This is a genomic window from Rhodohalobacter halophilus (genome assembly GCF_001715195.1).
Lineage (GTDB): Bacteria > Bacteroidota > Rhodothermia > Balneolales > Balneolaceae > Rhodohalobacter > Rhodohalobacter halophilus.
The window spans coordinates 26,356-51,075 of record NZ_MDWE01000043.1 but is presented as its reverse complement, the minus strand read 5'-3'; the positions used below and the strand labels follow the sequence as shown (position 1 = coordinate 51,075).

Here is a 24,720-nt window from a genome sequence, read left to right as displayed (position 1 = left end):
GATGTCAGTACTCTTTCTCGACATAGGAAACTCACACATTAAACTGGCCGAGAAGCGTGGTGTGGCCTGGAAGGTACTCTACAGAACCACAAATGGAAACGTTGAACAATTACAAAAGATTGTAGCGGAGCAGGGCGGTGCGGAGTTCATTGTAATCAGTTCTGTTCGAGAAGATGTTTTAACCAGGGCTCTGAAAAGTTTAGTCGAATTCGATATAAAAGTACTTACCACTTCGCTGGTTGACCCGGATAACCTCGATTATGAAACACCGGATACTCTCGGGATGGATCGTTTTTTAACCTGCTACGGAGCTGTATCCGCAACAAATAAGGATGTGATCTGTGTGGATGCAGGCACTGCCTGCACTGTAGACTGGATGACCGCCGAGGGAGTGTACCGGGGCGGTGTTATCATGCCGGGATTAACTCTCTTTCACAAGTCGATAGAGGCCTATTTGCCGGAGTTACCGGCAGTTGAGTATAACATTCCGGACCAGTGGCCGGGCAGGTCGACGGTTAAGAGTTTAGAGTGGGGGACGAGTGGCAGTTTTTTAATGGCTATCGATGGATTTATTCGAAAATATCTGGATGGGATAGCGGGTGAAACGGAGCTTTTTATTACCGGAGGGGATTCTTTATACCTTTCCCAAAATTTGAACACAGAACTAAAACCGGTTCATCGTCCTTATCTTCACTTCGACGGTATGGAAAAATTCTGGGAAGACTTAGAAAATCTGAAATGACAATCCGTTCATCAAAACGAGAATATTGTGTTAATCAGCGAGCTTGCCATTAACAAGGGCAATGACCATTTCAAGAGCAACTAAATTTTCGCCACCGCGGGGAATGATAATATCCGCATATCGTTTACTTGGCTCAACAAATTCGAGATGCATTGGACGTACAAATTTTTCGTATTGGTTCAGTACGCCATCCAGATCGCGCCCTCGTTCACTGATATCTCTCTGCAGACGTCTCAGCAGACGAACATCTCCATCCGTATCCACAAAGATTTTGATATCCATTAGTTTTCGAAGTTTGGGTTCACTGAATATGAGTATTCCATCAACCAGTATGATTCTTTGCGGTAGGGCGGTAAAGGTCTCATCCGAACGGGTATGTGCCACAAAATCATAAACCGGTATATCAACCTGATAACCATTTCGAAGTGCATCGAGGTGCCGGATCATCAGTTCAGTTTCGAGAGAAGCGGGATGGTCAAAATTTTGTTTCGTTCGCTCTTCAAATGGGAGGTGGCTGAGATCCCGATAGTAGGAATCGTGCTGTATCAGCAGCACCCGTTTTTCCCCAATTGCTTCAATAATATTCTTAACCACAGTCGTTTTGCCGGACCCGCTGCCGCCGGCAACCCCGATGATCAACGGTTTATCACTCATTACTTGCTTGCCTTTCACCGTTTCCTCTGATACTTCTGTCATACTCTAATTTAAAATCCCGAATGGCTCTGAAAATGGCAGAGGCCATGATTGTCTGCCCATAATCACTGTTCAAAAATCTTGCTTCAGACGGGTTGGATAAAAACCCGAGCTCTATCAATACGGCTGGAGTGGATGCGTGCCAGAGGGCTTCCAGACCGGCCTGTTTTACACCGCGAGATCTCCGCTGGGCACGATTTTTAAACTGATCTTCCACCATGGATGCAATACGTTCGCTGATGGCCAGATTTCCGGTGTTCGTTAATTCATACACCAGCAGTTCCTCTTCACTCAATTCCAGTGAACCGGGCCCGTTTTCGAGATCTACAACACTGTTCTCTCGTTTCATTACCTCAAGTGCGGATTTGCTTCGTGCAAGTCCCAAAAAGAATGTTTCGGTACCGTGAGCAGACGGTGAATTTGGGGCGGCATTTACGTGAATGGAAACAAAGAGGTCTCCCTTGTTTCGGGTAGCAGTCAATCCGCGTTCACTAAGGGGAACAAACGTATCATCCGTTCGGGTATAGACTACTTCAACATCAGGAATGTGCTCTTTGATATATTCACCCACTTTAAGCGTTACTGCAAGGGCGATATCCTTCTCCTGCAATCTCATGGATCTGTTTTCAGTTCCGGGATCTTTTCCTCCATGACCGGCATCCAGCACAATTACATTAAACTCCTGATTATCTCTGATTCTTAGAAATGAATTGTCTATCTCCTCATCTTCCGCAAATCCGTGAATATCTGCTATGTAGTCTGTAAAGTCGATTTCGGTAGAATTTGCTGCAATCTGCTCAATTTCTGTTGAGGAGACGCGCTCCATGGCCAGCAGCAGATCTCTTCCATTCTGGTCGGGGTAGGTTCTGGTCTTAAAATAGTTGCCTGCACTGAGTGAAATTTCAACCCCCATGCCGTTATCGACCGGAAAAAGATCAAAATGATTGAATGTTCCGGTTTGAGGAGGGTAGCGAAAATTCAAGGTGTCAAGCTCCTGAGCAAAAAGGAGCATTTGAATTCGGTCAGGTGAGGGCTGCTCAATTTTAACGGAATCAACCATACTTGAAAGGTGATTGCGCACCACATAGCCTTTGCCATCACTTCTCTCGGCGATAGAAATTCTGTTGAGCTCATTTTGAGCATACAAAGATTCGGCTTGAAGAGTAAGCAGAATCGAACCACACAGTAAGAGTAGAGTGATGATTTTCCGCTTCATTAGACTAAAGCATTCATATTTTCAGAAGTCCGTTAGATGATAACTAAAGGTAATCAAATTTTTGTGTTATGTATAGAGGCTTTAAAAAACCATATAATGGTCCGTATATCTTATTTCAGGTTTTCCATTTTCCTCTGCACCGATTTTAAAAGTCTCCGAATTATTAATGGAAATTAGCCGTGGAGCCGAGTCCAATTATATTTAAAAAGTTTTGTACTATGTTAGGTGAAACGGGCTGCGAAATACTTCAGTATACTTAAACATGAATAAAAATTATCCTTCCGTAAGGGAACATCTCAGAGAGCAGATTGGGGAAAAATTTGATCAGGCTTATGCAGATATGAGATCTGAATTCCGGCTGGCACTGCTGGAGTGGTTCCAAAAAACGTATAAGGAGATTCTCGGAATAAAGAAGAGTGATGAGCTCAGAAATAAGCGGGTTGTCGATACTCTGAATAAAAATATTTCTGATCTCAGACAGATCATAGAGGGATATAATGAAAATCTTTGGTCTGAAAAGTGGAATCAACTGATTGAAGATCTGACCAGATCACTGCCGGAAACTGTGGTTGAGTATCAATCGGAAGAGCGTTTTGCAATTGGTGAAGAGGATTCATTTAAACTAAGATTTCAAAAGAAGTTAAAGAGATTTGCCCGGCGGGTAAGTATGCCCTTTAAAAAGGATAAGAGCGGGTGGAAGCAGGTTGTTCAGCTGAGACGTACCGTAAAGTTACAGCTTTGCGGAACTTCGGACCTGCCGAATAATTTGTTGGCAGAAGAGTTTGAACTGTTGAGCCGGGCTGTGGGCAAGTTACTGGAACAGGAGCCGCTGAAAGAAGATGTTGAGAGTGCAGATGAATCTGTAAATAACGGTGCGGAAGATAAAGAGCACAGCGATAAGGAGAGCAAAACGAAACCGGAAGAACAGCATGCCGGAAGTAAATTCCGTGTTATCGATCAAATTGAAACCCATCTACAGGAGTCGATTCTGATGCTGAAGGATTCAGTTTCAAAAGCATCACTTTCTGAAAAGGTCTATGAAGCTTGTTATCAAGCCGCCGTTGTCAGCGGCACCGTTGAAGAGAACAAGAAACTGCTGGAGGATGACCGGTTAGAGGCGATCATTTCTGAAAAAAAGAGCATTCTGATAAACCGGCAGAAGGAGTGGCAGGCATTTCTAAACTCTCAATATTCAGACTTTGCCATTCAGATAGAAATTGCCCGTTTTGCATTTCTGGCAGACCGAGCTAAGGAAGAAATACTTGGATTTACCCATCGCTTTTTTCGGGATTTTTGCTACCTGCCGCTTGAAAATTCTGTGAAGCGGATTAAGGAGGTTTCCAAAACACTAAAAGAGCAAAAATCGGACAGATTGCCGGCCAAATTAGTACAGGAGCTAAGAGAAGAGATTTCGGAAAAGCTTTCGAGAGAAATGGCTGAAGGGATGGGAAATGTTGAAGGTCAGCAACATCTGATCAGTCAGATACAAAAATCGATCACTGATCTCCAGCTTGGATTCTACAACTTCACAGACACATTTACCCTGGCTGAAAAGAGATCCATTGAAAATGGCAGGCCACAGGTTACGACTGATACGGTAAACTGGAAAAAGCTTGCCACACGCTATGTGCAGGAGAAAGCCCTCCGGGAGATGGATCCCGAAAAACGGGAGTGGAGCGCTTTTTTGAATGAACTGGCCGCGGAGGCGGAGGAGATCATTCAGGTAGTGGATGTTAATCTATTGACAGCAAAAGAGTCTGAAAAAGAGAAGGATGAAGAGCAGTCGGTGCTGGAGATTGCTATTTCGGGAACCGACCGTGCGGTGAGTCAGCTTGAAGCGGCGATAAAACGGGTCAGAGAGCGCCAAAACTCTTACGAGAAGGTAGTAAAGGAGGATTTTCCGGTTAGTATTCAGTCTTTATCCGAAAGTATGCTTTCCCGCTCCTACAATGAACTGGAAATGCAGGATAAAGCACTTCAGGTGAAGGCTACCGCTCAAAACTGGCAAGATAAAATCGTAAAGGTTTACTACCGAGCCCTTGAAAAGTTTGAACTGTTCAGACGGTATTTTGTCAAAAAGTTTAAAGAAGTAAAGGGAGTTACTGCACGCTTTCTCGGCTTTGATGATGAAGGGGCCGTTAGCACTACTGAAAAACGAAATCTTGCCGAATACCTGGCTAAAGTAGATGTACACCACAAATTTCCATTTGTCTATAAAAGGCTCTTCAGCTACGACTTTGAAATTGATGATCGATTCTATATTCACCCTAAGGGGTTGTTTTCACATTTTGAGCAATCTTTTGAGGATTGGAATCTATCCATCGAAACGAACTTTCTGATTGTTGGAGAGAGAGGAAGCGGTAAGAGTTTAGCTCTAAAATTTTTAGAAAAACGTTTTCTGGAAAGCGAAAAAATTGTCACAGTCAATTTCAGAAAGACGATTCATAAGGAGAAAGATCTGATCGATGTGATTGCCGGAGCATTTGGATTTAAAAATATTGAAAGTCGGGATGAACTTATTCAGAAAATTCAGAAGCTCAGAAGCAGAAAAATCCTGGTTGTAGAAAATATCCACAACATTTTTATCAGAAATATCCATGGTTTTGAGGCAATCGAGAGCTTTTGGGTTATCATGGCGTCTACCCGAGATAAACTATTCTGGTTGGTAACCTGCTCCGCATTTGCATGGAACTATTTTGAAAAGGTATTCGGGGCAGATCAATATTTCTCCCATATTGTCCGGTCAGATAACCTTGACCGGGAGATGCTTGAAGACTCCATATTAACCCGCCATAAGGCAACCGGGTATGAACTGATCTTTGAGCCGGGAACGGCAACACAAAAGAGCAGAACGTTTAAAAAAATAATGTCGGATGAAGGGGAGAAACAGAAGTATCTGCATGAGCAGTATTTTAACCGATTGGATAAAATTGCGGAGGGTAACCTGTCGATTGCAATGATTTTCTGGATGCAGTCTATTAAAGAGTTTGATGACCGATCAGTGAAACAGCTTCCAACTGAAATTGCCGACCTGGATAAACTGGAAGTTCCGGCTCGGGAAGTTTTGTTTACCCTGGCAGCTCTGGTACTTCACGAAAACCTGAATGAAGCTGAATTAGCGATGGCTCTGCATCAGGATATTTCCGAAAGCCGACTGATGCTTGCACGACTGAAAAGCAAGGGTATTGTACAGAATGGTGAAGACGGTTATAAGTTAAATCATTTGGTATACCGGCAGGTTGTCCGGCTTCTGAAACGTAGAAATGTGATACATTGACGGGAGTAATAATGAGTAGATCAAGATTATCAAATCGGATACGAATGAGCATCAAACCGCTCTTCCTCGTCTTTATGCTGAGTTTTTTTGCAGCGGAACATGTACAGGCAGAATTAGCGGCGGAGTACCCTGTCACTGAGTGGGCAATGGAGCAGGATCAAGCGAGTAGCGCAGAGCCGGGAGCTGTGGATGAACTGCCTGAAGAGTACAGCGAAATTGCTAAGATTCGTGAATTGATATCTCTCAGTAAGGTTTTCTACATCATTTTTATTCTTGTGGTGACCTATTTCATCAACAAGTACCTGACGATCATACTCGATAATCTGTCAGAAAAGGCTACGAATTACCGGCTTTTTATCAAACGGCTTGCACCGATCAGTCGCATTGTCATTTGGTCCTTTGCAATTTACATTGTTATTGTAGGTATCATATCCCCGCCTTTTGAAACCATCATTGCCATAGGGGCATCTGTGGGCATAGCCGTAGGTTTTGCCTCTCAGGATATATTGAAAAATATTTTCGGTGGGATCATCATCATTCTGGACCGTCCGTTTCAGGTGGGAGACAAAATTGAGGTGGGAAATCATTATGGTGAGGTAATCAATATTGGACTTCGTTCCTGCAGAGTAGTCACTCCGGACGATTCCGTTGTATCTATTCCAAATGCCGAATTAATGAACACCGCAGTATCCAATACCAACTCCAGTGCACTCGACTGTCAGGTAGTTGCCGAGATCTATTTGCCTGCATCGGTGGATATACAAAAAGTGAAACAAATTGCGTATAAAGCGGTGTATGCTTCATCCTATACGTACCTGAATAAACCGGTTTCAATAATTGTTTTAAATGAACTGGAGAACCGGCATTTCGTCTATAAACTTCGGGTGAAAGCCTATGTGGTAGACATTCGGTTTGAATTTTTGTTCAAGAGCGACTTAACCGAGATGATCGTGGATGAGTGCAACAAACTGGGGATGATCCCCTCATCAAATAGAGAAGGCGAGAAAGGTGCGATGGCTCAATCGAAAAGTTAATCAGGTATTTTCCTGCACCTCACCGGGGTTCCAGGCGTACCGTCCTTCACCAAAACAATGTCCATCCACTAGTTTTAGCGCAGGCTCCGTTGCAACGTCAGCTGAAGAAAAGGTATCCCCCTCTTCATTTCTTGCAGCATCCAGTTCGTTGTATCTGTTTACCAGACTTTCCAGTTTTTCACGATCAGTTTTTTTCGTAGAGTAGATCAGAAATCCCCAGGGGCCGCCTGCCGGTTTTACGCCGATGGGCATTATAGCACACTGCTCAACTGAGTCTGCAGCTCCATCTCCAATCAGTTTGTCAATATCTTTGGCAATCTCTTCTATCGTTTTCTCCGTACCGTTTGAAGCGCAGGAGAAAAGGAGTATGGCTGAACTGAACAGAAGTACGGCTAATGATGTGAAGTCCATATAGTAGTTTATTGAGTGCGATTACTGATTTCTCCGGCATTCCATGCATAATGACCATCCCCGTGACATTGACCGCCGATAAGCTCGAGCTCAGGTTTTGTTGCAAAATCACACATTGAACCTAATCCTTTCTCTCTGTTTCGGATATCATCCAGTTCGTTATACCGATCTACAAGTCGCTGAAGTTTGTTGGTGTCAGATTGTTCTGTAGAGTAAACAATATATCCCCAGGGGCCACCGCATGGTTTTGCACCGATAGCCATAGTGCTGCAGCTACTAAGTTCATTCGCTTTTGCATCACCAACTTCCATTTCAATTAATTTGGCAACCTCATCAATTGAGAGTTCGTTGAGTTCGCCGGAAGTAATTTCATCGCAGGCGGTTGTAAATAAGAAAATGAATGAAACTGTAAGTGATATCAGAATGCTGTATGGAATGTTCATAATACGGAACTATTTATGGCCCTTTGATTTATATACGATGATGTTCCGGCAATATTATATCAAAAGTAGAAGTGGAATAACAGATCTATTTTCTCTCCTGAATTTTTCTGACCATGGCTGTTACCCATCTGCGGGGGAAGAATTTCACAACAAAAGATGTGACTTTATTCATCCATCCATAAATGGCTATACGCTTTCCGCTCATCATTTTTTTAAATCCGAACTCAGCAACTTCCTTGGAAGACGGGAGGGGAAACCGGTCCATAAGCTTGGACTTTTCCATATTTGCCGTTGCCTGAAATTCTGACTGGGTTGGGCCGGGGCAGAGAGCCGTAACTATTACACCTTGGTCGGCAACCTCATTGGCCAGAGCTTCGCTGAAGGCGAGAACATAGTGTTTGGTAGCGTAGTAAACACTCATCAGAGGACCGGGCTGAAACGCCGCAGTTGATGCCACATTCATAATTTTACCATGTCTGCGTTCAAGCATTTGCGGCAGGAAAAGATGGGTGAGATGAGTAAGTGATTTCATATTCAGGTCAATCATCGTTTCCGTTTTCCACCAAACACTATCTTGAAATAAACCGTAATCTCCAATTCCTGCGTTGTTCACCAGAACATCAACCTGTAAGTTGTTTTCTTTACAGTAACGGAAGAGGGAGTTTACGGTTTGCGAATGCGCTAAATCAGCCGGAAAAATATGTACATCTGCCGCATACTGATCTGAAATCTCTTTTTTAAGATCATTCAGGAGATGTTCCCTTCGTGCGGTTAAGATCAGATTATATTGATTTCGGGCAAATACTTTTGCCAGCTCCTTTCCAATTCCGCTTGAAGCCCCGGTAATCAGTGCCGTTTCTGACATTTAATTTAATCGCTCATTGCCTTGTACACTGCAATGGCAGAGAGGCCAACCAAGAGTGATGCAGAACCTAACAGCAGGGCAATATTAAGATTTCTCTGAGCTCGTTTGGCTTTTTCCAGCTTCTCGGCTCCAATTCCTTTCTCTTCAATGAACCGTTCCAGTTCTTCTCTTGTCATCTCCTTGAGTTTCATAGTGTCCACCGTTTAGTCAATTTTCCGATTTATTCAATATTCAGAACAGAAATAGTGGGTTCAAAGTTCAAAAAGTGGACGATATCTAAATCCGCAAGATGAGTCTAATGTTGCTCATCAATACCATGTACTCCGGCAATATTCAGGCTGAGTGTGAGGGTAAGACCATAGCTGAGATGCATGATGACACCGGCCAGCAGAATTTTTCCCGGAATCCAGGTGTCTGAGTAGAACAAACCAAATGAATCCCCTGCGGCAGCGGACACCAGCGGACCGACAATCAATCCGGAAAAGATGGAGATCAGTAATCCAAATGCAATTCCGTGTAGAATCCAGTTGCCGGGCATTCTTTTTTGAAGGAAAACAACCCAGAAGAGCGCCATCAAGATACCGCCAATTACATAGGCTACATTTGCCCAAGCCATGGAGTAAACTTCCTTGCCGTGAACGTGATTCAAACTTTGGTCTATAATATAGGCGATATCAATGGTTGGAAGCCCTATTCCTCCCTGAAGAAATGATACCATTGCCATGATAAAGGTGGCAATAAAACCCGAAATAACGGTGCGCCAAAACGTGCTTGAGCTGATCATAGAATCCCCTGTAAGTAAATAAACGTGTTAACGTTGACAGTTTTTCAGTCAGTTATACAAGATGTAGAAAAAATCTGTTATCCTGAAATTGCAACTTAGTGGATACTAAGTTCAAAAAAACACTAGGCCTGAAACTCCTCCAGCTGTTTGGTGAGTTTCTCGAGATTCATTTCGGCATCTTCTTTTTTCTGCCGCTCTTTCTCAACAACCTCTTCCGGCGCGTTATTCACAAATCCGGCATTGGATAGCTTTTTCTCCACTCCTTTCAGAAATCCTGTCAGCCGGTCGATCTCTTTCTGAATCCGATCCCGTTCTATTTCAAGATCGATCAAGCCTTCCAGAGGTACGTAAATTTCTGATCCGTCAACAACAGATGCAGCCGACGCTTTGGGTTTGTCAGCATTTACATCAAACGAAATGGATTCAACCGGCAGAAGTTTCCTGAACACCCATTCAGCAGATTCAAGTTGTTCGGAAAGCTCTCCATTTTTCGGTTTAATGATGATGTTCAGCTCCGCTTTCGGAGATAGATTCATCTCTGCCTGGATATTCCGAATGGATGAGATCTGAGTTTGAACCGTTTGAAAGATAGATACTGAATCACGGTGGAGTTCATCCTGCATCTCCGGCCAGGAGCTGATGGTCAGGGCTTCTTCCGTTGAGCGCTCCTGAATTCGCTGCCAGATCTCTTCAGTGATGAACGGCATAAACGGGTGCAGCATCTTCATCAGCATTTCAAAGAAACCGAGTGCCCGTTCCAGGTTCTCTTTTGGCATGTTCTCGCCATACTGATCCGCTTTGCAAACTTCGATGTACCAGTCGCAAAAATCATCCCAAACCAGAGAGTAGATCTTTTTCAGAGCTTCGTTCAGTCGATACTTCGAAAAGTCATCTTCCATCTCCCGCAGCGTGGTCTGGATGCGTCCCATCATCCACTTATCAGCTACATTTTTGGGGTCTATTATAGTGGTTGGATTATAATCAACACCCTTCTCCATATTCATGGTAAGGAATCGGTAGGCATTCCAGATCTTGTTGGAGAAGTTGCGACCCTGTTCGCAGAGTGCTTCATCAAACAGAAGATCATTCCCGGCGGGGGAGGCGAAGAGCATTCCCACGCGTGTTCCGTCGGCTCCGTACTTTTCAATCAGCTTCAGAGGATCGGGTGAGTTACCGAGAGATTTGGACATCTTCCGTCGCTTCTCATCCCGCACAATTCCGTGGTAGTAAACGTTGCTGAACGGCTTCTCATCGGTAAAGGCGTAGCCGGCCATAATCATCCGGGCAACCCAGAAAAACATGATTTCGGGCGCGGTTACCAGATCCTGTGTAGGATAGTAGTACTCTAGTTCCTTATTTCCTTTTTTGTTCTTGATGAAATCGGGATCAAAAACGGACATCGGCCAGAGCCAGGAACTGAACCAGGTATCGAGTACGTCTTCATCCTGATGAATTTCGGACTCTTTCAGATCGCTGCGACCCGATTTCTCTTTTGCTTTTTCAAGAGCTTCCTCAGCCGTTCTGGCAATTACATACTCCTCTTCACCGTCACCGTAGTACCAGGCCGGGATTCGATGTCCCCACCAGAGCTGGCGCGAAATGCACCAGTCGCGGATATTCTCCATCCAGTGCTTGTAGCTGTTTTTGAACTTGGCGGGATGAAACTGAATTTCGTCGTTCATCACGTTATCCAGTGCCGGCTTGCTCAGCTCATCCATTTTGCAGAACCACTGAAGGGAGAGTCTCGGTTCAATGACCGCATCCGTTCGTTCGGAGTAACCAACCTTGTTGGCCATCTCTTCAACCTTTACAAGCGACTCTTGTTTTTCAAGATCTTTAACAATGAGCTTACGAGCTTCAAATCGATCTTTACCGATATAGTGTCCGGCAACCTCTGCAACGGTTCCATCGGCATTGAGCATATCAATAATCTCAAGTCCATGTTTTACACCGATTTCATAATCATTCTGATCGTGTGCAGGAGTGATTTTCAGACAACCCGTTCCGTACTCTTTGTCAACATAATCATCCGCAATAATCTTCACTTCACGGTTTACCATCGGTATGATGGCAGTTTTCCCAATCAAATGTGTGTAGCGCTCATCGTCCGGGTTCACACAGACGGCTGTATCGGCCAGAATCGTTTCGGGACGAGTTGTTGCAATGGTGATATACTCATCTGAATCTTTGATTTTGTAGCGAACGTGGTAGAGTTTAGACTGTACCTCTTTGTGAATGACCTCTTCGTCACTGAGCGCGGTCTGAGCGGCCGGATCCCAGTTTACCATACGCTGACCGCGATAAATATACCCCCGATCGTACAGTTCAATAAAGCAGTCAATCACCGACTCATAGAGTTCATCTTCCAGGGTAAAGCGGGTGCGCTGCCAGTCGCAGGATGCTCCTAATTTGCGGAGCTGCTGGAGAATGATTCCGCCGTGTTCATCCGTCCACTCCCAGGCGTGCTTTAGAAATTCATCACGCGAAAGATCACTCTTCTTGATCCCTTTGTTTCGAAGCTTCTGAACAACCTTTGCTTCGGTAGCGATGGAGGCGTGATCCGTTCCGGGAACCCAACAGGTGTTAAATCCTTTCATGCGGGCACGGCGCACCAATACATCCTGAATAGTGTTGTTGAGCATGTGGCCCATATGAAGAACGCCGGTTACGTTTGGCGGGGGTATAACTACAGTAAATGATTCTCTATCATCAGGTTCAGAGTGGAAGTAGTTGTTCTCTTCCCAGTAAGAGTACCATTTATCTTCCGTTTCGGATGGATCGTAATGTTTTGGGATGTCTTGAAGATTGTCAGTTGAACTCATAGAAGATTATCATTCAGGTAAAAAAAGGAGATGATATAAAAAGAGTGCAGAGCTACTAACTCTGCACTCTTTAATACTCAGATTTAAATTATTTTACTCGTTTCAGGCGAACACCGAAATGTCCGTCGCAGCCGTGTTTATGAGGGAACGTTTGGTATGCATATCCATCCTCAATGAGAACTTCTTCCGGCAGAAATTCATCCAGTTTTTCCAATTCGAAGTTGTCGTATTTTTCAAGGAATTTCTGAATTTGCTCCCAATTCTCTTCCGGTTCCAGTGAGCAGGTGCTGTAAACAAGCCGTCCGCCTCGCTTCACATGGTTGGCAGCTTCATCCAGCAGTTCTTCCTGCAACTTAACAGAATTTTCCAGCTCCTCTTCAGTTCGCTTCCATCGTAGGTCAGCCCGCTTGCTTAGCACACCGGTTCCGGTACAGGGCGCATCCAGCAGAACACCGTCTGCAAGTTTCAGGTTTAGTTCACGGACATCATCCTGACGAATTTTGATATTTTCTGCCCGATAGTTCAGGGCGCTCTCTGCCAGCAGTTCGAGCCTGTTCGGGTTAATGTCTACCGCAACAATACTGCCTTCAGCGTTCATCATGTCAGACATCACAATACTTTTGGTGCCCGGTGCGGCGCAGAGATCATAAATAGTTTCACCGGGTTCAGGTTCTACTATGGTAGGTGCAAATCCGGCGGCAATATCCTGAACAAGGCAAATACCTTTTTTAAGCAGATCTTTTGAAATAAACGGGGCCACACTGTCCACCCGAAAGTAACCGGGCAGCCAGTCGCTTTCTTCGAACTGAATGTCGAGTTTCTCCATTCGGAGCTTAAAGTTCTCGGTCTTGGTGCGGAGATTATTTGCCCGAACATAGTAGTTTGGCCGCTGGTTGTTCGCCTGCATCAACTGAAAAGCTTCCCGCTCGCCAAATCGTTTTACCCATCGCTTTACCATCCATTCAGGATGAGAGAATGTTGTGGCAATCAGCTTGGTGCGGTCTTTGAACGCAGGTTTAGGGAGGTTGTCGATGTCTCGCTGAATGTTACGCAAAATTGCGTTGACCAGATCTCCGGCCTTGGATCCCAATTTTAGCTTAGCAATTTCAACAGCTTCGTTGATGGCGGCATAATCGGGCGTGCCATCCATAAAGAGCATTTCATAAAGGCTGAGTCTTAAAATGTTCTTCAGAGATGATTTCATCTCATCCAGAGTAATGCTCGAATACTCACCGATGATAAAATCCAGATAACTGCGCTTTCGTAAAATATTTTGAACATACTCCCGAACCTGTGCCCGCTCTCTGGGTTCGAGCTCATTGGCCACTGAATAGTCGAGATTGTTTGTTTCATCAAATGTTTCGAGTAGTTCAATGCTGGCTGATCGCGCTGTAAGTTCCGTATCCAATGGTTTTTCCCGGTTTTATAAATTCAAATTTCAGCAATCCGAAGCCGATAGGGGTCGGCATAAGGTCGAATTTTAAAGAGTCTTAAAGATAGTAGATTGAGATACTTTTTGCTAATAGTTGATTTGCCAAATCTCATCAAATTCTATTCCTTTGATATCGAGCCAATCTTCGTAATTTTGAATCAGGTGATAGGTTAATTAATCGGTTGTATGGAGCTATTTTCTCAGTTTGAAATCTGGACATTTTTTGCCGGTCTGGGGATTTTCCTTTTCGGGATGCATATGATGGAAGAATCCATTCGTATCCTGAGCGGTGCTGCATTTAAATCATTGATACGAAGATGGACCGGCACCAAAATCAAAGCGATACTTAGCGGGATGTTCAGCACGGCTATTCTGCAAAGCAGCTCCGCTGTTTCGTTGATGGTACTTGCATTTGTAGGTGCGGGAATCATGAACCTGATTCAGGCCATATCTGTAATGATGGGAGCTAAAATCGGGACAACCGCAACCGCTTGGATTGTAGCGGTATTCGGGTTTAAATTTAACATCGAGGCTTTTTCCCTGCCAATGATCGGAATTGGCGGTCTTGGAATGATTGTTCTAGCAAAGTCGGCCAAGTATGTGAATATCAGTAAATTTCTGGTTGCTTTTGGTTTCCTCTTTATGGGCCTCGACTACATGAAAACCAGTGTTGATGAGATCTCAACTGTTTTGGATCCGGCTATGTTTGCCGGATATGGTGTACTGGTTTACGCGTTGACCGGGTTAGTTTTAACCGCCATCATGCAGAGCAGTTCTGCCACAATTGCCATCGTCCTTACTATGCTGTTCAGTGGTGTCATAAATTTCTCATCCGGAGCAGCCATGATTATTGGCGCGAATGTGGGAACGACTGTTACGGTGGTTCTGGGAGCACTCGGAGGAATTCATACCAAAAAACAGGCAGCTTTAAGTCAACTTCTGTTTACCTCGGGTACTGCAATTGCAGCCCTGTTAGCTCTGCCGCTGCTCACCTGGCTGGTTCTCGATCTGTTCTCCTTTAATGACAACCTGGTTTTAGGGTTAGCGCTTTTTCACTCTATCTTCAATATTGGTGGCGTGTTGTTGTACTATCCGTTTATCGGCCGGCTGGCAAACAAGGTAGAAGGGTGGATTCCGGAGAAATTTGTTTCACTCAGCAGTTATATACATAAAACCGATCCCAATGTGCCGGAAGCCGGGCTCGTTGCCTTCAGAAAAGAGATTCAGTGTCAGCTCCGTCACACTGTAAACTTTTTGAAGCCGATATTTAAACTTGGAGGGGAGAGAACAGATCTGAGCTATTCTGATCTGGAAAGGTACAACGGGGAAATTTTTGCGTACTACACCGAGCTTCACAACGAAAATCTGCAGCCGGGTATGAGTGAACAGCTTGATAAGCTGTTACGAGCGAGTCGTAATTTTATGAACAGCACAAAAAACCTTTATGAATCGGTCGATGAGTTAAAGGTTTTGGAAGGGGAGTACGATGAAATTCATCAAGCCGGAAAGCAGATGCTGAAGGATCGGGTTGATCTTGTGGTAAAAACTACAAATAAGCTGGTTGACCCTGAATTAGAAATAGACTGCCAAGCTGTGCTGGATGAAGTGGAAGATCTCTATGAGCAGATTGAGGTGAGTGATAAAGAGTTTATACAGATGTGTTCAAAAGCAGTTGCTACTCCGGATTTTAAAAAAGTTGAGGTTACCTTTTTATTGATGCTAAACCGGGTAGTGACTCAATCCTGCCGGATGATTGTTTTTGGGATGAGAGCCATTATTGAGTCCAATCTGAATCATGATTAAAATTTGGTTTAAACGTATTGAAGCTAACACTTGCATTATATTTTGAACAGGGTGAAAACTGTTTGATTCTTCTTTGATTTTTGAGCAAGAAGTGGCTAACTTTTTAAGCTTTCAATGAGGAGGTAATAATCCGGGAAATCCGGGGTGCCTGCCGGCAACGTTGAAAGGAACAGAAAACAGTTTACAATACGCGTAAAGACACAAAAAACGATTATAATCGAATGAATAAAGGAACTGTAGCACAAGTTATTGGCCCCGTAGTTGACGTCGATTTTGGCAAAAGTGAACTGCCAAAAGTGATGAGCGCACTCTACATTGAACGAGAAGACAACACAAAATTGTATCTGGAGGTTGCACAGCACCTGGGAGAAAATCGGGTGCGAACCATTGCGATGGACTCAACAGACGGCCTGATTCGTAATACAGAGGTAGTGGATACCGGCGCACCTCTTTCGATGCCTGTCGGAGAGGATATTCGCGGTCGTCTATTCAACGTTGTGGGCGAAGCAATTGACGGAATTGAACAGCCTGAAGGCAAGAGAAGCTACCCGATTCACCGAGAGGCTCCTAAGTTTGAAGACCTGGCAACAAGTACCGAGATGCTTGAAACCGGAATTAAGGTCATTGACCTCCTCTGTCCGTATGCCAAAGGTGGTAAGATTGGACTTTTCGGAGGTGCCGGTGTAGGTAAAACCGTATTGATTCAGGAGCTGATTAACAATATTGCGAAGCAGCACGGTGGACTTTCCGTATTTGCCGGAGTGGGTGAACGAACACGTGAAGGAAATGACCTTCTTCGAGAATTTCTCGAATCCGGAGTTATCAAGTACGGCGATGAATTTATCGAATCGATGGAGAAAGGCGAATGGGATCTTTCCAAAGTAGACAAAGATAAACTCAAAGAGTCTCAGGCTACATTGGTATTCGGCCAGATGAACGAACCACCGGGAGCTCGTGCTCGAGTAGCACTTTCCGGGCTAACCGTTGCTGAGTACTTCCGTGATGAGGTTTCCAAAGACATTCTTCTCTTTATTGATAATATTTTCCGGTTTACCCAGGCCGGTTCTGAGGTGTCAGCACTTCTGGGACGTATGCCTTCAGCGGTAGGTTACCAGCCAACTCTGGCCAGTGAGATGGGGGATCTTCAGGAACGTATTACTTCTACCAAAGACGGTTCAATTACATCTGTTCAGGCGATTTACGTACCTGCCGATGACTTGACTGACCCTGCTCCGGCTACCACGTTCTCTCACCTGGATGCGACAACCGTATTGAGTCGTGCATTAACACAGATCGGTATCTATCCGGCTGTGGATCCGCTCGATTCTACATCACGAATTCTGGATCCAAAAGTTGTTGGTGATGATCACTACGATACCGCACAGGAAGTGAAAGAGATTTTGCAGAAGTACAAAGACCTGCAGGATATTATTGCCATTCTGGGTATGGATGAACTTTCCGATGAGGATAAAACGGTTGTGAGCCGTGCACGTCGTGTTCAGCGGTTCCTGAGTCAGCCGTTCTTTGTAGCGGAACAATTTACCGGTCAGAGCGGTGAGTATGTGAAGATTGAAGATACCATCAAGGGCTTTAAGATGATCCTTGAAGGTGAATTGGATCACCTTCCTGAAAACTCCTTCCACCTGGTGGGTACGATTGAACAGGCACAGGAGAAAGGTGAAAAACTCCTCGCTGAAGCAGAAGAAGCTTAATCCACAAACCGGAGAATATCGTGTCTAAGACATTTCATGCACAAATACTCACACCGGAAGGATCTCTTTATGACGGAGATGTTGAAGGTGTGCAGGTGCCCGGCAGCAATGGAAACTTTCTGGTGCTTTATAATCACGCACCTATCGTCTCAACATTGGGCGTAGGGCGAATTGTCATCAAAAAAACTGATGGCAGCGAAACTAACTATGCGGTAAGCGGTGGGTTTGTTGAGATGAATGACAACAAAATGACTCTGCTTGCCGAGAAAGCCGAAGAGGCATCAGAAATAGATGTAGAAGCCGCAAAGAAGCTTCGCGACGATGCTAAGGAGCGATTAAGAGATGTGAAGAACGATCGCGATAAAGCAGAAAAAGATCTGGCTATTGCACAGAATAAGCTGAATATTGCTCAGTAACTTCTTATAGTAAACTGAATTTACAAGCCCCGATTGGTGAAAACCGGTCGGGGTTTTTTGTTTTACAGTGGATTGAGCGTGAATTATTTGAAGTTAAAACTGAAAAATAATTCCTTAAAAAGGAATGTTTTGAAACTGCCAGAGATTTATTTCGTGAAAAGCTTTTTAGAACGGTAATTAGATTATTTCTTGTAGCAATTTGAAATTACTCTCTTTAGCGATATACTCGAACGGTCAACTTTAATTAACATTTCCAAGCGTATGAGGTCATTGAATTTTTTAAAAATTACCATTTTGCCGGTCATGCTATTTATAGCTATTGGTTGTGCAACTACTCAGCCCACTGCACCGGCATCATCAAATGGCGCACAGCAAGAGTCTGCCTCAGATTTTGATAAAGCCATTGAAAAAAGCATGGCATACGAGGGGCTTTTTACCATTTATCAGGATACCACAGATGGCTCCACCAAAATGGCAATTCATAAAGATCAACTCGGTAAAGAGTATATCTATTTTGGGATGTCTCAAGATGGGGTTCTGGAAGCGGGGCATTTCAGAGGGAGCTTCCGTGATAATAAAATCGTAAAAGTTCGACGCTACTTTGACAAGGTTGAGTTTGTGCACGTCAATAATCGCTATTGGTTTGATGAAGAGAGTCCGCTTAGTCGGGCATCAAATGCGAATATTTCTGATGCACTTCTTTTTAGCGGAAAAATTTCTGCGGAAGACGATTCGTCAGGAATGTTGTTAATTGATACAGATCCACTCTTTTTAACGGAAAGTTTACATCAGATTAAACCGAGCCCAAGCCCATTTGGTGGCCCCGGCCAATTCTCCATTGGCAACCTGAGCAGGGATAAGAGTAAGTACACGGCTATCAAAAACTACCCGAAGAACTTTGATGTAATTGTGGAGTATGTCTATGAAACTCCATATCCCACCGGTTCCACAAGCGAAGCTGTAACTGACGGACGATCGGTAAAAATTACGTTTCAGCACTCCTTTATCGAGATGCCTGAAAATGACTTTCAGCCGAGATATGCTGATCCACGAGTGGGATATTTTACAACCCAAATGGACGACCAGGTGAGTACAAGTGCCACACCATATCGGGATCTGGTGCATCGCTGGAATTTGGTGAAAAAAGATCCGGACGCTGAAATTTCAGAACCGGTTGAACCGATCGTTTGGTGGATTGAAAACACCACACCCTACGAATTTCGTGAGACCATAAAAGAGGCCACACTTGCGTGGAATGAAGCGTTTGAAGCCGCAGGATTCAGAAATGCCATTGAGGTGAAAGTTCAGCCCGATGATGCGGATTGGGATGCGGGTGATATTCGATACAATGTCCTTCGATGGACATCATCTCCCATTCCTCCATTTGGTGGATACGGCCCAAGTTTCGTAAACCCGAGAACAGGGCAGATTCTTGGTGCGGATATCATGCTCGAATGGGGATTCTTCAGAAACAGGTCATTTGAGGAAGACGTACTGACTTCAGGACGAATTTCTGATGTAAACGTATATGAGGCAATGGATGAAAAGTTCTGTTCATTCGGAACTCACTTCACTCAGAACAATCAGTTTGGGATGAGTGCATTGAGTCTTCTGGATGCTCCTGATGAAGAACTGGAGGGATTCCAGAAAGAGGCGATGACCATGTTGATTCTTCACGAGCTGGGCCATACGTTTGGGCTGAACCACAATATGCAGGCCAGTACACTGCATTCGCCCGAGGATATTCACAATGAAGAGCTGGCCAATACGATTGGGTTGACCGGCTCCGTTATGGACTACTCTTCCGTGAACGTCAACAGAGACCGTGACAATCAGGGAAGATATTACGACATCAAACCCGGTCCTTACGATATCTGGGCGATTGAGTTCGGATACAAGCCGGAACTGGATGATGAGGCTGAGAGAAAAACACATCTTAATCGATCCACCGAACCTGAGTTGGCATTTGGGAATGACGCAGACGATATGAGAAGTCCGGGTAAGGCGATTGATCCGAGAATTATGGTTGGCGATATGTCATCTGACCCCGTTGCATACGGAGTTGAAAGGATCGAAATGTCTCGTGAACTGATGAACGGACTTTTAGAGAAGTTTGGAACGCGTGAAGGGCAATCGTATCAGGAGCTCAGAAATGCGTTTATGAGTTTGATGGGGCAACAAAGAACTCAGACAGGTGTCATATCCCGTCAGATTGGTGGTGTGTATCGCGACCGGGCATTTATCGGGCAGGAGGGGGGAGATGTTCCATTCCGCCCGGTTCCGGCTGAAAAACAGAAAGAGGCGATGACCTATCTGAATCAATACCTCTTTGCACCGGATGCTTTTAGTAGGTCTCACGAAGTGTATAACTACCTTCAGATTCAGAGAAGAGGATTTAACTTCTTCAGCATGTCTGAGGATCCAAAAATTCATGACATGGTACTGTCGATGCAGGGCAACGTGCTGAATCACCTACTACACCCAAATACCGCAAAGAGAATCACAGACTCCCGAACGTATGGTAACAGCTATTCACTGGCTGATGTTGTTGGGGATCTCACGTCATCTATATTTGATGCCGATGCGAGAGGTAATGTAAATACGTTCCGCCAGAACCTACAGGTTGATTATGTGAACCGATTGATTGCTATACTGGACAGTGATTCTTACGATCATATTTCAAAATCGACGGCTTTGTACAATCTGCAGAACATCCGAAATATGATGGATAGCAAAGGAAGTGTAAATGCAGAAACCCGTGCTCACGCTGCTCACATAAAAACCGTGATTGATAAAGCGCTGGAGAGCTAATTTAATAACCGGTTTCAAATCTATAAGAGAGCTCTGCATAACCGCAGGGCTCTTTTTGTTTACAAGGTTTTGACAAACGATGAATTTATTTTTTCGAAACCCACTTTTCGGAGATACTCATTGTGTTCGCTGTTTCCTGAAGGGGTTACAATTTTCTCAATGCCATCTCTCTTCAGTTCATCAGCATTTTTTTCAAACAGAAATCGTCCGATTTTAAAATCCCGGTAGCTGGGAATCACAAAGTCGAGATCCATCTCAAGCGTACCATCCTCTCGGATATTACCCAGTATCAAACCGGCCGGAACCATGTCACTTAGCACAAACATGGAGTAATTGAAGCTTTTTTCTTTAGAGAATTGTGGCTGGTAAGTCTTGATGTGATCATTATAAAAATCCAGAAATTTTTTCAAATAGGTACTCTCTTCCGATGTCTTAAGAAGCTGAAAATATTGATCATCCCGATAGATTTTTATAAGGTAGTATATGTTTACAAAAACAATCAGAGCATTCATCAGGGCAACCGGCCATGCATCAATCAATACTCCGTAGATGGTAAAAGTCAATGACCCGATCAGATTGATAATTCTGAGTTTGACGATGGCGCTCATCATCAGCGAAATCGCCACAAGAAGAGATGCCAGGTAACCAATCAGTTCGTAAAGTACAGCTTGTTCCATAGTGATTGTCAGTTTGTTTAATGCTTTGTAAGGATTACAGTCCGTTCTCCCATAATCTCAAGATCTGCCCCGTAATGATCGGCCATCCATTGGAATGTTTTCTCTGAATAGAACGTCACATGTGTATCATCCTTACGGTAATGCCAATCTTTAAACTGCTCGACTTTTGGAGCCAGTTTCGTCATAATACCAAGGAATCCTCCACTCTTCAAACAAGACCATAACAGATCAAACTCTTTTCTTGGATTGAACAGGTGCTCTGCAGTTTCGGTGGTAGTAATGAAGTCATATGTGTGATTGAAGACGGATCGGTCGGGAGCGTAAAATGGATCATAAAGATTCACGGTATGACCGTCCTCTTCAAACATTACACTGAGAGTAGGTCCGGGGCCTGAACCAAAATCGAGGCCAAAACTTGCCGGTGAAAGTTTATCACTGAGCGGGGAGTAGAGTTGATTTAGAAATTCGCGATAGCGACTATCCTCCGGGTCATTTTCGTGTAGATCGTACCGGCTTTTTTCTACATCAGGGTCGAGTCGTTGGCCCGGTTTCACAAATTTTAAATCACAATTTTTACAGTGTATATAACTGAAATTATTTGCATCAAATAAAGATTCTGTAGACTCACTTTTACAAAGAATGCAGCCGGGGATAGAGAGTTGAGTGTATCCGGATTTGTTGTTGAAGGTATCTTTCATGGATTCGTAAACAGATCGAAAGAAAAGAAAGTTGAGAAGGGTAGCCTACTCGGGGTCAGGTTGACTTTTGAGAGCATATTGAAGAAGCATGTCCATTTCTATCAGTTCCAAAACTCTTTCATTTGTAGCTTCAAGATCTACTTTGGGAGCTACACCGGCTTGCTGAGCCTCTTTCCAGCGCAAAGCACAAAGGCACCATTTGTCTCCCGGCTTTAACCCGGGAAAGTTGTATTGAGGCATAGGAGTTTTGAGAGGATTACCTGCTTTCATGGAAAAATTTAGAAAAGTTTCGGTCATAACTGCGCACACCAGATGCCGGCCATAATCCTGTTTACCGGTTTTACAGCAGCCATCACGATAAAATCCGGTAACGGGATCGCTGCTACACTCTTTCAGGGGCTGACCAAATATATTTCGGGCTGACTGTTCCATCTACTTTTCAATAAATGCTAATTCAACTTTTTCTATATCGAGCTTTCTGTAAAAGCATGATTTGCGGTTTAACCCCGATTCATTTTTAGTGTGGCAAACACCGTCACCTTCCAGTCGTACTTTATATATAAAAGCATCCTGATCGCAATCAGTAAGTATTTCATCAATCCATATGGTGTTTCCCGAAGTTTCTCCTTTAACCCAGATCTCATTTCGGCTGGTACTCCAGAACGTGGCTTTTTTTGTTTTGACTGATTGGTTTAGAGCTTTCTGATTAACGGATGCGATCATCAAAATCTCCCCGGTTGATGATTCCTGAACCACAACCGGAAGCAGTCCTCCTCGTTTCTCAAACTGTGGGTTAAATGTTCTGCTTTCTTCGATGTCAGATTTGGTTAGAGACATAAATTATTTCTTCTGTTTACCCCAGGTTTGATACTCTCCGGTTTGATCTTCCCGGTTTTCAGGTACTTCTCTGAGAGGCTCACATTCGTGAAGTGAATCGTGCAGTTGCTGCGGTAGTCGCTGATACCATCCTGTGCCTTCTGTTTTCCATTTAGCCATCACATCGGTAACATCCTTCACAATTTTTGCGGGGTTACCCACTACAACTTTTCGGTCCGGAATATCCACTCCCTCTTTGATGAATGAGAGAGCTCCTATGATACACTCTTTTCCAATCTTCACGTTATCCATCACAACGGCATTCATTCCAACAAGCGTGTTTTCACCGATAGTGGCACCATGAATGATTGCACCGTGGCCAATGTGTGAAGCTTTGTGAAGGGTTACGGTTACACCGGGAAACATATGAATGGTACAATTTTCCTGAACATTGCTTCCATCCTTAATCACAATTTTTCCCCAATCACCGCGAATAGCAGCACCGGGGCCAATGTACACATCTTTCCCAATGATCACGTTTCCGGTCACGGCTGCCTGTGGATGCACATAAGCAGATTCATGTATTACCGGTTTATATCCGTTAAATTCGTAGATCATGTATCCTGGTTTGGAGAAATGTGAATTAGAACCTGCCAGCGTCCAATGGACCTGACAGCGTTCCTGTAGCAATATCGTAGTAAACACATCACGCTGACAGGTCTGTCAGTTGACAGACGCTATCAGGTGAAATTCTTTTAAATCAATTGTTACCTTTCGGAGTGAACGACTGAATTCCTGTAATTTCTCTTCCGAGAATCAGACCGTGAATGTCGTAAGTACCTTCGTAGGTGTTCACGGACTCGAGGTTGACCATGTGATGGATTACACGATACTCACCTGTGATGCCGTTACCACCGTGCATATCACGCGCTACGCGGGCAATATCGAGCGCTTTGCCGACATTGTTTCGTTTTGCGAGAGAAGTCATGGCATGGTGATCGCGGCCTTCATCTTTCAGTTTTCCGAGACGAAGTGCCAGAAGCTGCATGGATGTTATTTCCGTCAGCATGTTTGCCAATTTTGTTTGAGGCAGCTGGTTTGCTGCGATGGGTAGTCCAAACTGTTTCCTGTCAAGTACATACTGACGAGCTTTTTGATAGCAAAACTCTGCAGCGCCGATGGCTCCCCATGCAATTCCGTATCGGGCACTATTCAGACACATAAAGGGACCTTTCAGTCCACGAATGTCAGGGAATACATTTTCGTCCGGTACAAACACATCTTCAAAAACCATCTCTCCGGTTGATGAAGCACGCAGACTCATTTTATGTTTGGTAGCCGGGCAGGAGTAACCGTCCATACCTTTTTCAACGATAAAGCCACGAATAACCGGCTTGTCATCTTTGTGCTCTTTGGCTTTTGCCCAAACAATTCCCACGTCTGAAATGGGGGAGTTGGTAATCCACATTTTAGCTCCGTTCAGAATCCAGCCGCCGTCCGTTTTTACGGCAGTGGTTACCATCGATCCGGGATCAGATCCGTGATCCGGCTCGGTCAGTCCGAAGCAGCCGATAATCTCTCCGGAAGCGAGACGCGGAAGGAAACGCTCTTTCTGCTCTTCAGTACCAAACTGTGAGATTGGGTACATAACAAGAGAGGATTGAACGGACATAAACGATCGGTAACCGGAATCGACTCGCTCCACTTCACGTGCTACCAGACCATAGGCCGTCTGACTTGCACCAACGCCGCCATATTTTGGATCAGTGGTTGCCCCGAGCAAACCAAGATCGCCCATCTCTTTGGCGATCTCCATATCAAAAACTTCTTCTTGATTACCTTTCAATGCGCGCGGTTCAAGTTTAGTTTGAGCATATTCGCGAGCGGTTTCCATGATCATTTTGTCATCTTCGTTTAACTCAGATTCGAAGAGGTACGCGTCGTCTATGTTAAATTGAGAATTTGCCATGTTGGTAGATGATTAAGAGCTAAAATTTTAAAATTTCATATCCTTTAATGTAACAAATTCAACTTCGCAAGTCATCTTTGCAGGATGAAATAAGCTGAT

Annotated in this window: 22 protein-coding genes; 7 read left to right on the top strand and 15 right to left on the bottom strand. The window is 44.3% G+C overall.

What is annotated here, in order from left to right; all coding sequences use genetic code 11:
• Position 1: 1 nt before the first annotated feature.
• The gene (locus BG260_RS11730; protein WP_069132899.1) at positions 2-742 is read left to right on the top strand and encodes a type III pantothenate kinase; all 741 of its coding nucleotides are present in this window, start codon (positions 2-4) and stop codon (positions 740-742) included.
• 30 nt (positions 743-772) lie between these two features.
• On the opposite strand, the gene udk is transcribed toward BG260_RS11730, so the two are convergent.
• Both udk and BG260_RS11720 read right to left on the bottom strand, forming a co-directional pair.
• Entirely contained in the window at positions 773-1,396 is a 624-nt protein-coding gene (gene udk, locus BG260_RS11725) for a uridine kinase (protein ID WP_069132897.1), read from the bottom strand.
• Entirely contained in the window at positions 1,389-2,651 is a 1,263-nt protein-coding gene (locus tag BG260_RS11720; RefSeq protein ID WP_218089767.1) for an N-acetylmuramoyl-L-alanine amidase family protein, read from the bottom strand. The genes udk and BG260_RS11720 overlap by 8 nt, the downstream gene beginning before the upstream one ends.
• A gap of 262 nt (positions 2,652-2,913) precedes the next feature.
• On the opposite strand from BG260_RS11720, the gene BG260_RS11715 reads away from it, so the two are divergent.
• Positions 2,914-5,928, top strand: a complete 3,015-nt coding sequence (locus tag BG260_RS11715) for an ATP-binding protein (RefSeq protein WP_069132895.1) — start codon at positions 2,914-2,916, stop codon at positions 5,926-5,928.
• A gap of 44 nt (positions 5,929-5,972) precedes the next feature.
• Positions 5,973-6,962, top strand: coding sequence for a mechanosensitive ion channel family protein (locus BG260_RS11710; protein WP_176719489.1), 990 nt, complete (start codon positions 5,973-5,975; stop codon positions 6,960-6,962).
• On the opposite strand, the gene BG260_RS11705 is transcribed toward BG260_RS11710, so the two are convergent.
• From BG260_RS11705 to rsmB, 7 genes are all read right to left on the bottom strand, one after another.
• Positions 6,963-7,373: a hypothetical protein gene (locus BG260_RS11705; protein ID WP_069132893.1), complete on the bottom strand. Its 411-nt coding sequence runs from the start codon at positions 7,371-7,373 to the stop codon at positions 6,963-6,965.
• Positions 7,374-7,381: 8 nt separating this feature from the next.
• Entirely contained in the window at positions 7,382-7,816 is a 435-nt protein-coding gene (locus tag BG260_RS11700) for a hypothetical protein (RefSeq protein ID WP_069132891.1), read from the bottom strand.
• 85 nt (positions 7,817-7,901) lie between these two features.
• Positions 7,902-8,681: an SDR family NAD(P)-dependent oxidoreductase gene (locus BG260_RS11695; protein ID WP_069132889.1), complete on the bottom strand. Its 780-nt coding sequence runs from the start codon at positions 8,679-8,681 to the stop codon at positions 7,902-7,904.
• A 5-nt stretch (positions 8,682-8,686) separates the two neighbouring features.
• Positions 8,687-8,872 carry a hypothetical protein gene (locus BG260_RS11690; protein WP_069132886.1) on the bottom strand — a complete coding sequence of 62 codons (186 nt, stop codon included), beginning with the start codon at positions 8,870-8,872 and terminating at the stop codon, positions 8,687-8,689.
• Between the two features lie 104 nt (positions 8,873-8,976).
• Positions 8,977-9,465, bottom strand: a complete 489-nt coding sequence (locus BG260_RS11685) for a hypothetical protein (protein WP_069132884.1) — start codon at positions 9,463-9,465, stop codon at positions 8,977-8,979.
• Between the two features lie 122 nt (positions 9,466-9,587).
• The gene (locus BG260_RS11680) at positions 9,588-12,287 is read right to left on the bottom strand and encodes a valine--tRNA ligase (RefSeq protein WP_069132881.1); all 2,700 of its coding nucleotides are present in this window, start codon (positions 12,285-12,287) and stop codon (positions 9,588-9,590) included.
• 88 nt (positions 12,288-12,375) lie between these two features.
• Entirely contained in the window at positions 12,376-13,695 is a 1,320-nt protein-coding gene (gene rsmB, locus BG260_RS11675) for a 16S rRNA (cytosine(967)-C(5))-methyltransferase RsmB (protein WP_069132879.1), read from the bottom strand.
• A 210-nt stretch (positions 13,696-13,905) separates the two neighbouring features.
• On the opposite strand from rsmB, the gene BG260_RS11670 reads away from it, so the two are divergent.
• From BG260_RS11670 to BG260_RS11655, 4 genes are all read left to right on the top strand, one after another.
• The gene (locus BG260_RS11670; protein WP_069132877.1) at positions 13,906-15,522 is read left to right on the top strand and encodes a Na/Pi cotransporter family protein; all 1,617 of its coding nucleotides are present in this window, start codon (positions 13,906-13,908) and stop codon (positions 15,520-15,522) included.
• 221 nt (positions 15,523-15,743) lie between these two features.
• Positions 15,744-17,234 (top strand): F0F1 ATP synthase subunit beta, encoded by a 1,491-nt coding sequence (gene atpD / locus BG260_RS11665; protein ID WP_069132875.1) that lies wholly within the window; start codon positions 15,744-15,746, stop codon positions 17,232-17,234.
• 20 nt (positions 17,235-17,254) lie between these two features.
• Positions 17,255-17,650, top strand: coding sequence for an ATP synthase F1 subunit epsilon (atpC, locus tag BG260_RS11660; protein ID WP_069132873.1), 396 nt, complete (start codon positions 17,255-17,257; stop codon positions 17,648-17,650).
• Positions 17,651-17,911: 261 nt separating this feature from the next.
• On the top strand, positions 17,912-20,461 hold the full coding sequence (locus BG260_RS11655; RefSeq protein ID WP_069132871.1) for a zinc-dependent metalloprotease: 2,550 nt from the start codon (positions 17,912-17,914) through the stop codon (positions 20,459-20,461).
• Between the two features lie 59 nt (positions 20,462-20,520).
• Here the strand turns inward: BG260_RS11655 and BG260_RS11650 are convergent, their stop codons facing one another.
• The 6 genes from BG260_RS11650 to BG260_RS11625 form a co-directional block, all read right to left on the bottom strand.
• Positions 20,521-21,138, bottom strand: coding sequence for a GNAT family N-acetyltransferase (locus BG260_RS11650; RefSeq protein WP_069132869.1), 618 nt, complete (start codon positions 21,136-21,138; stop codon positions 20,521-20,523).
• Between the two features lie 17 nt (positions 21,139-21,155).
• Positions 21,156-21,692, bottom strand: coding sequence for a class I SAM-dependent methyltransferase (locus BG260_RS11645; RefSeq protein WP_218089766.1), 537 nt, complete (start codon positions 21,690-21,692; stop codon positions 21,156-21,158).
• A 189-nt stretch (positions 21,693-21,881) separates the two neighbouring features.
• Entirely contained in the window at positions 21,882-22,268 is a 387-nt protein-coding gene (locus BG260_RS11640) for a DUF2237 family protein (RefSeq protein ID WP_069132865.1), read from the bottom strand.
• Entirely contained in the window at positions 22,269-22,673 is a 405-nt protein-coding gene (locus BG260_RS11635) for a phosphoribosyl-AMP cyclohydrolase (protein WP_069132863.1), read from the bottom strand.
• A 3-nt stretch (positions 22,674-22,676) separates the two neighbouring features.
• The gene (locus BG260_RS11630; RefSeq protein WP_069132861.1) at positions 22,677-23,270 is read right to left on the bottom strand and encodes an acyltransferase; all 594 of its coding nucleotides are present in this window, start codon (positions 23,268-23,270) and stop codon (positions 22,677-22,679) included.
• A 142-nt stretch (positions 23,271-23,412) separates the two neighbouring features.
• A complete protein-coding gene (locus BG260_RS11625; protein ID WP_069132859.1) occupies positions 23,413-24,621 on the bottom strand; it encodes an acyl-CoA dehydrogenase in 1,209 nt (402 codons plus the stop codon).
• Positions 24,622-24,720: the final 99 nt, after the last annotated feature.